The organism is Trueperaceae bacterium (assembly GCA_019454765.1).
In the GTDB taxonomy this organism is placed as follows: domain Bacteria; phylum Deinococcota; class Deinococci; order Deinococcales; family Trueperaceae; genus JAAYYF01.
The window spans coordinates 1-6179 of sequence record JACFNR010000022.1; the positions used below are offsets into that span (position 1 = coordinate 1).

Below are 6179 nucleotides of genomic sequence, written 5' to 3' on the forward strand. Positions count from 1 at the left end.
CGGCGCCCACTCCCGCGCGCCCTAGCGTTCCGACCGCATGGTCCACCAACAACGCCAGCATCGCCACGGGCACGGCGCCCTCGATGACCATCGCCAGGTTGCTGACGGCCAGCCCCGCGATGATGGGCACCCCGAGCCCGCCGGCGCCTATGAGTGGCGCCACCGTGGCCGTGCCGATGGTGTACACGGCGCTCACCCGCACCCCGGCGAGCATGACGGGCGCCGCCAGCGGCAGTTCCACGCGGAGGAGCCGCTGCCACGGACCCATCCCCATGCCGCGCGCCGCCTCGAGGGCGTCGGCGGGAACTCCCTCGAGGCCGACGATGGTGTTGCGCGCCACCGGGAGCAGGCCGTAGACGACCAGGGCTATCAGGGTGGGCTTCATGCCGAAACCGAACGCGGGGACGGCGAGGGCCAGCACGGCCACGGGCGGGAAGGTCTGCAGCACCGCCAGCACGTTGTTGGCGAGCGGTAGGAACTCGCGGCCGCCGGGGCGGGTGAGCCACACGCCGAGGGGCACGCCGATGGCGAGCACCACGCCCAGGCTGGCGGCCACGATCGTCACGTGCTGCACGGCCAGCTCCAGGAGCGTGGTGCGGCCATACAGGACGCGGCGCTGGTCGGGGAACAGGGCCGAGAGGGCTCGCTGCCACCACTCCTCCTGCGCGAAGAGCAGGAACGCGATGGCGATGAGGGCCAGCGCGGCGCCCAGTTGCCACCACGCCCGGCGCCGCGCGCCGGCCCTCAGGGTGGCGGCGCTCATCCGCCGTCACCCAACGCCACGATGTCGGCGAGGCGCAGCTCGCCCAGGTGCCGGCCCGCCTCGTCTACGACGGCGAGGCGGGAGGCGCCAAGCTGCAGGAGCTCGGCCAGCGCGGTGCGCAGGTCCGTCTCGGCGCCGACGCTGCCTTCGTAATCGTCCGCACGCCGGCTCGGTCGCAGCAGCTCGCTCACGCGCAGGCGCCCCAGGCGCTTCAGGGCGCGTAGCGGACCCACGAACTGCTGCACGAACTCGTTGGCGGGCGCGCTGAGGAGCTCCTGCGGGGGGGCGTACTGTTCCACGGCGCCGTCGCGCATGAGGCACACCCTGTCGGCGAGGCGCACCGCCTCGTCGAGGTCGTGCGTCACGAACACGACGGTCTTGCGGAGGCTGCGTTGCAGCTCCTGGAACTCGCCCTGCAGCCGGTCGCGCGTGAGGGGGTCGACGGCGCCGAACGGCTCGTCCATGAGCAGGATGGGCGGGTCGGCGGCCAGGGCGCGTGCCACGCCCACGCGCTGCTGCTCGCCGCCGGAGAGGTCGTGCGGGAAGCGCTCGGCGTACGTGTCCGGCTCGAGCCCGACCAGCGCGAGGAGCTCGCGGGCGCGCGCTCGGCGCCTGGCGCGGGGCCAGCCGAGGAGGCGCGGCACCACCTCCACGTTCTGCCCCACCGTCAGGTGCGGGAAGAGGCCGGTCGCCTGGATCACGTAGCCGATGCCGCGCCTGAGCGTCTCGGGTTCCTGGCTGGCGACGTCCGTGCCGTTGACGAGCACCCTGCCGGCCGTGGGCCGTTCCAGGCGGTTGATCATGCGCAAGGTGGTGGTCTTGCCGCAGCCCGACGGCCCGAGGAGCACCACGAGTTCGCCGCGCCGCACGGCGACGTTCAGGTCGTGCACGGCGGCGGTGTCGCCGTAGGCCTTGCTCACGTGCTCGAAGCGGATGGCCGCCTCCTGCTCGAGCGCTTCGGGCGCGTGGGCGGCGGGGTCAGCGGGCATGCGAACCGAGGCGGCGCAGGGGGCGCGGGGTGAGGAGGGCGCCGAGGGCGCGCAGGGCGGCGTCGGCAAGGAGGGCTAGGAGGATCACGGGCAGCGCGCCGAGGAGGACGAGGTCGGGGACCACCTGGTCGATGCCGCGCTGGATGAAGACCCCGAGCCCGCCCGCGCCTATCAGGAACGCCACGGTGGTGATGCCCACCACGAGCACGGCGGCGCCGCGCACGCCCGCCACCATGACGGGCAGCGCCAGCGGCAGCTCGACGCGAGTGAGCACCTGCCGTCCGCTCATGCCCATGCCGCGGCCGGCCTGCACGGCCGCCTCGGGCACGCCGCGCAGGCCCTCGTAGGCGTTCCTCACGATGGGCAGGAGCGAGTACAGCGTGAGGGCGATGAGGGCGGGCGCGGCCCCGATGCCGCGCACGCCGAGCGCGGCGAGCGGCTCGCCAAGCCGCGGCAGGCCAACCCCCACGGGGGCTCCGCCCAAGAGCGCCGAGGCGGCTCCGGCGACGATGGTGGCGAGGAGGGTGACCCACAGGAGCAGCGGCAGCGCCGCCACGACGACGACCAGCCAGCGCGCCGGACGCGGCAGGCGGGGGTAGGCCGCGAGCGGCAGCAGCAGGAGGCCGAGCAGGAGGGCTCCGCCGACGCTGAGCCCCTGCCCGAGCCGCGCCAGCAGCGGCAGCAGGAGCCCGAACAGGGCGAGCGACGGCACGGTCTGGAAGAACGCCACCGTGGGGAGCAGCCAGGCGGCCACGGCGGGGCGGCGGTGCGCCGCCACGGCGGCCGGCACGCCGATGGCGACGCCGAAGAGGAGGCTCGTGCCGCTGAGCGCCAGGTGGCGCCCGAGCTCGGCGCGGAAGTCGTTACCCTGCGCGGCCAGCTCGCGCGCCAGGCCGAGGTCGGCGAACTGACCGCCGGCCGCCAACCAGACGACGAACGCCGCCGTCAACGCGGCTGCGGGAGGCACGAGGTTGCGGCCCCTCGCGAGGCGCGTGGCGGCGAACCAGAGCACGTAGCAGGCCGCCAGCGCGAGCCAGAAGCCCGTGCCGAGCGACACGCGGGCGCTGCTCGGCTCGCCGAGCGCGAGGAGCCTTGCGCCCTCCGCCGCCGCGCGCACCACCAGGGCGGTGGCGACCGCGGCGGCCGGGACCGCCACGAGGCGCGCGGCGGCGCGCCACGGAGCGCTCGCTGCGGCCGCCAGCCACACGACCAGCAGCGGCCACCAGAGCGAGGCGTCGAGTTGCTGGAGGCCGGCGGCCTGCCCGACCACGAGGCGGTTGGGCTTCAGCACGAACCAGGGCAGCCACGCGGACGCCAGCCCGAGCGCCACGGCCAGCAGGAGCACGCCGCGACCCGCGAAGGGCGCGGTGGCGCGCCGCAGCGGCGCCGCGCGCGCCTCGCCATGCCGGCTTCCCACGGGCGCCTCCCCCATGCCGGTCGGCATCCCGCTCGCTACTGACCGCGGCTCACTTCAGGAACCCCGCTCGCACGAGGTAGTCGCGCGCCACGTCGGTCGGGTTCTCACCGTTGACTGCCACGCGGCCGTTGAGGTCTTGGAGCACGCTCGCGTCGAGCGTGGCGAACACCGGGTCGAGGATGCTCCCGAGTTGGGGGTAGGCGCGCGCCACCTCGCCGCGCACGGTGGGCGCGGGCTGGTAGATGGCGACGGCGCCCTTCGGGTCGCTCAGCGTCACGAGGCCGAGGGCGCTGATGGCGCCGTCCGTGCCGTAGGCCATGGCGGCGTTCACGCCGTCCGTCCCGTTGGCGGCGGCCGTCTCCGTCTGGGTGGTGTTGCCGCCGGCGAGCACCACGAGCTGATCGCCCTTCACCTCGAAGCCGTAGGTCCTCTCGAAGGCGGGCAGGGCGTCGTCCCTGTCTACGAACTCCTGGCTGGCGGCCAGCTTGAACGGCTTGCCGGCGTTGACGTAGGCGGCCAGGTCGGCGACGGTCGCGAGGCCGTTCGCCTCGGCGAGCTTCCTCGGGACGGCCAGCGCCCAGGTGTTGTTGGCGGGCGAGCGGCCGAGCCACACCACGTCGTTCTCCTCGGCGTCGAGGCGCTTGACGGCGTCGTAGAGCTCGCCGGCGCGCGTCGCGATGTCGGCCGGCAGGTCGGCGTCGGGGAAGAACGTGAGAGCCGTGCCCGTGTACTCGGGGTACATGTCGATCTCGCCCGCGAGCAGCGCCTGCCGGACCACCGAGGTGGTGCCGAAGCCGGAGCGGTCGACGACCTCGATGCCGTTCTCCTCGAGCATGAGGCGCATGATCTGCGCCAGGACGGAACCTTCGGTGTCGATCTTCGAGCCGATGGTGATGGCCTGTTGAGCGCCCCCCACCGCGAACCCGAGGAGAAGTGCCAGGACAACCGCAAGCTTCCTCATCGCGAGCCTCCTTCGGTGTGCGACCGGGAGTTCGCCGACGGTGCACACGTCAGAGTACCCGGAGGGTCTTCCCCGGCCGGTACCTACGGCACGCGCCTCGGGCGCCTCCGCCCGGCTCATCGCGCCGCCGCCTGGAGGCGCCGGTACGCGTCCGTGTCGACCACGGCGCCGTTCATCTCGGCCAGCTCGAGCACCGTCATGCCGTCGAGCGTCGCGTTGGGCTCGGCGCCGGCGTCGAGCAGGAGGATCACGCTCTCGGCCTCGCCGTACTGGGCCGCGGCCAAGAGCGGCGTCACGCCGAGTTCGCTGCGCGCGTTCACGTCGGCACCGGCCTCCACGAGGGCCGCGACGATCTCCGGCAACCAGGGCGCCGCCGCGATGAGGGGCGTCTCGCCGTTCAGGTTCCGGGCGTCGACCTCGGCGCCGGCGGCCAAGAGCGCCGTCACGCTCTCCGCCTCGCCGTACTGCGCGGCCCGGAGTAGCGCCGTGTCGCCGTCGTCGGTGCGGGCCTCCAGCTCGGCGCCCGCCTCGACGAGAAGCCGCACGCTGCCCGCCACGCCGCCGTCGGCGGCGAGGATGAGCGGTGTCCAACCGGCGGCGTCGCGCGCGTGCAGATCGGCGCCGGCCTCGAGCAGCGCGGCCACCACGTCGGGCGCGGTGCCGCCCGCGGCCGCCATGAGCGCGGTGCCGCCGGCGTGGTTCCGGGCGTTCACGTCCGCGCCGGCGGCCAGTAGCGCGCGCACGTTGGCGAGGCGGCCGCGGGTGGCGGCCGTCATCAGGGCCGTGGTGCCGTTGGGCAGGGTGGCGGCCAAGTCGGCGCCCGCCTCCAAGAGCGCCTCGACGTTGGCCGTGGGGCCCCAACCGGCCGCGACCATGAGGGGCGTGAAGCCGGGGCCGCCACCGCGCGCCTCCAGGTCGGCGCCGGCCTCGAGGGCGGCGCGGATGTCGGCGACGGTGCCCTCGGCGGCAAGCGAATGGATGTCCTGGCCGAACGCGCTGGCGAGGAGCGCCAGGCCGGCGACCAGCGCCAGGAAGGGTGAGCGTCTCGTTGGCATGGTGGTTGGCTCCCGTCGGATGTGCTCGGGTCGCGGTCGGCGACCGGCGGGACCGGACGGCGGTGTACCCACGCTGCGGCGCGCGGAACGTAGCCGCCCGACCTCGAGGCTGGTTGTGGGGAACGGAGGGTGGGGGGCGGGCAACGAGGTACGCCGGGTGGGGCCCGTCGGGTCGAGCCGGTCGAAGCCGGGCGCGCAACGCTCACGACGCCCACGGCGGGACCTCGCCGCCCACCCTACAACATGATTCGCGGCCGCCAGCCGGGCGTTTCGACCCTAGCCGCCCGGTCGACCTCGGGCGAACCATGGACGCGGCCCGTGGCGCCGCCGCGCGGGGGACGCTCGCCACACGGGCGGGCGGCAGTCCGCGCCGCGATCCGCGCCGGGCCGGGAGGCGCAATGAGGGTCCTCGTAGCGGTCGCCAGCAAGCATGGGGCAACGCGCGAGCTCGCCGCGGTGGTCGCAGACGAGCTCGGCGCCGCGGGCCACGCCGTCGACCTGTTGGAGGCGGGAGCGGTGGGTTCACTGGCCGGCTACGGCGCCGCCGTCCTCGGCAGCGCCCTCTACATGGGCGCGTGGTTGCCGGAGGCGCGGCGGCTGGTGGAGCGGCACCGCGCCGAGCTGGCGGCGCTGCCCCTATGGCTGTTCAGCAGTGGACCCCTCGGCGAGGAGGCACCGCAACCGGAGCCGGACGCGGCGGCGCTCCTGGCACCGTTCGCCGGCCTGCGCGTGCGCGGCCACGAGGTGTTCGCGGGACGCCTCGACCGGGCCCGCCTGGGCGTGGGTGAGAAGCTGGTCGCGCGCCTCGTCAAGGCCCCGGACGGCGATTTCAGAGACCTCGCGGCGGTGAGGACCTGGGCCAGCACCATCGCCGCGGACCTCGCCGCCTAGCTGCCGCGGGGGGCGCCGGGCGGGACGGTTGCCTCTGCCGCAGGCCAGGGCTGATGGTCTACCAATTCGGCGTGGGAACGAGGGGAGGACTCATGTTGAGAGC

At 74.8% G+C, this 6179-nt stretch carries 6 protein-coding genes; 1 reads left to right on the forward strand and 5 read right to left on the reverse strand.

Annotation, left to right across the window (positions count from 1 at the left end; genetic code table 11):
* From H3C53_07700 to H3C53_07720, 5 genes are all read right to left on the reverse strand, one after another.
* The coding region (locus H3C53_07700; GenBank protein MBW7916546.1) for an ABC transporter permease at window positions 1–763 on the reverse strand (763 nt) is incomplete at its 3' end.
* Window positions 760–1752 (reverse strand): ABC transporter ATP-binding protein, encoded by a 993-nt coding sequence (locus H3C53_07705; protein MBW7916547.1) that lies wholly within the window; start codon window positions 1750–1752, stop codon window positions 760–762. The genes H3C53_07700 and H3C53_07705, both read right to left, overlap by 4 nt.
* Entirely contained in the window at window positions 1742–3184 is a 1443-nt protein-coding gene (locus H3C53_07710) for an ABC transporter permease (GenBank protein MBW7916548.1), read from the reverse strand. Before H3C53_07710 ends, H3C53_07705 begins: the two co-directional genes overlap by 11 nt.
* A 34-nt stretch (window positions 3185–3218) precedes the next feature.
* On the reverse strand, window positions 3219–4130 hold the full coding sequence (locus H3C53_07715) for an ABC transporter substrate-binding protein (GenBank protein ID MBW7916549.1): 912 nt from the start codon (window positions 4128–4130) through the stop codon (window positions 3219–3221).
* Window positions 4131–4246: 116 nt separating this feature from the next.
* Window positions 4247–5185, reverse strand: a complete 939-nt coding sequence (locus H3C53_07720; protein ID MBW7916550.1) for an ankyrin repeat domain-containing protein — start codon at window positions 5183–5185, stop codon at window positions 4247–4249.
* Window positions 5186–5584: 399 nt separating this feature from the next.
* Here H3C53_07720 and H3C53_07725 point away from each other — a divergent pair, with 399 nt between their 5' ends.
* Window positions 5585–6076 (forward strand): flavodoxin domain-containing protein, encoded by a 492-nt coding sequence (locus H3C53_07725; protein ID MBW7916551.1) that lies wholly within the window; start codon window positions 5585–5587, stop codon window positions 6074–6076.
* The last annotated feature ends 103 nt before the right edge of the window (window positions 6077–6179 follow it).

Coding starts and splice junctions, on each gene's coding strand:
- H3C53_07705 (MBW7916547.1), bottom strand. CDS start 1,752: ATGCCCGCTGACCCCGCCGCCCACGCGCCCGAAGCGCTCGAGCAGGAG.
- H3C53_07710 (MBW7916548.1), bottom strand. CDS start 3,184: ATGGGGGAGGCGCCCGTGGGAAGCCGGCATGGCGAGGCGCGCGCGGCG.
- H3C53_07715 (MBW7916549.1), bottom strand. CDS start 4,130: ATGAGGAAGCTTGCGGTTGTCCTGGCACTTCTCCTCGGGTTCGCGGTG.
- H3C53_07720 (MBW7916550.1), bottom strand. CDS start 5,185: ATGCCAACGAGACGCTCACCCTTCCTGGCGCTGGTCGCCGGCCTGGCG.
- H3C53_07725 (MBW7916551.1), top strand. CDS start 5,585: ATGAGGGTCCTCGTAGCGGTCGCCAGCAAGCATGGGGCAACGCGCGAG.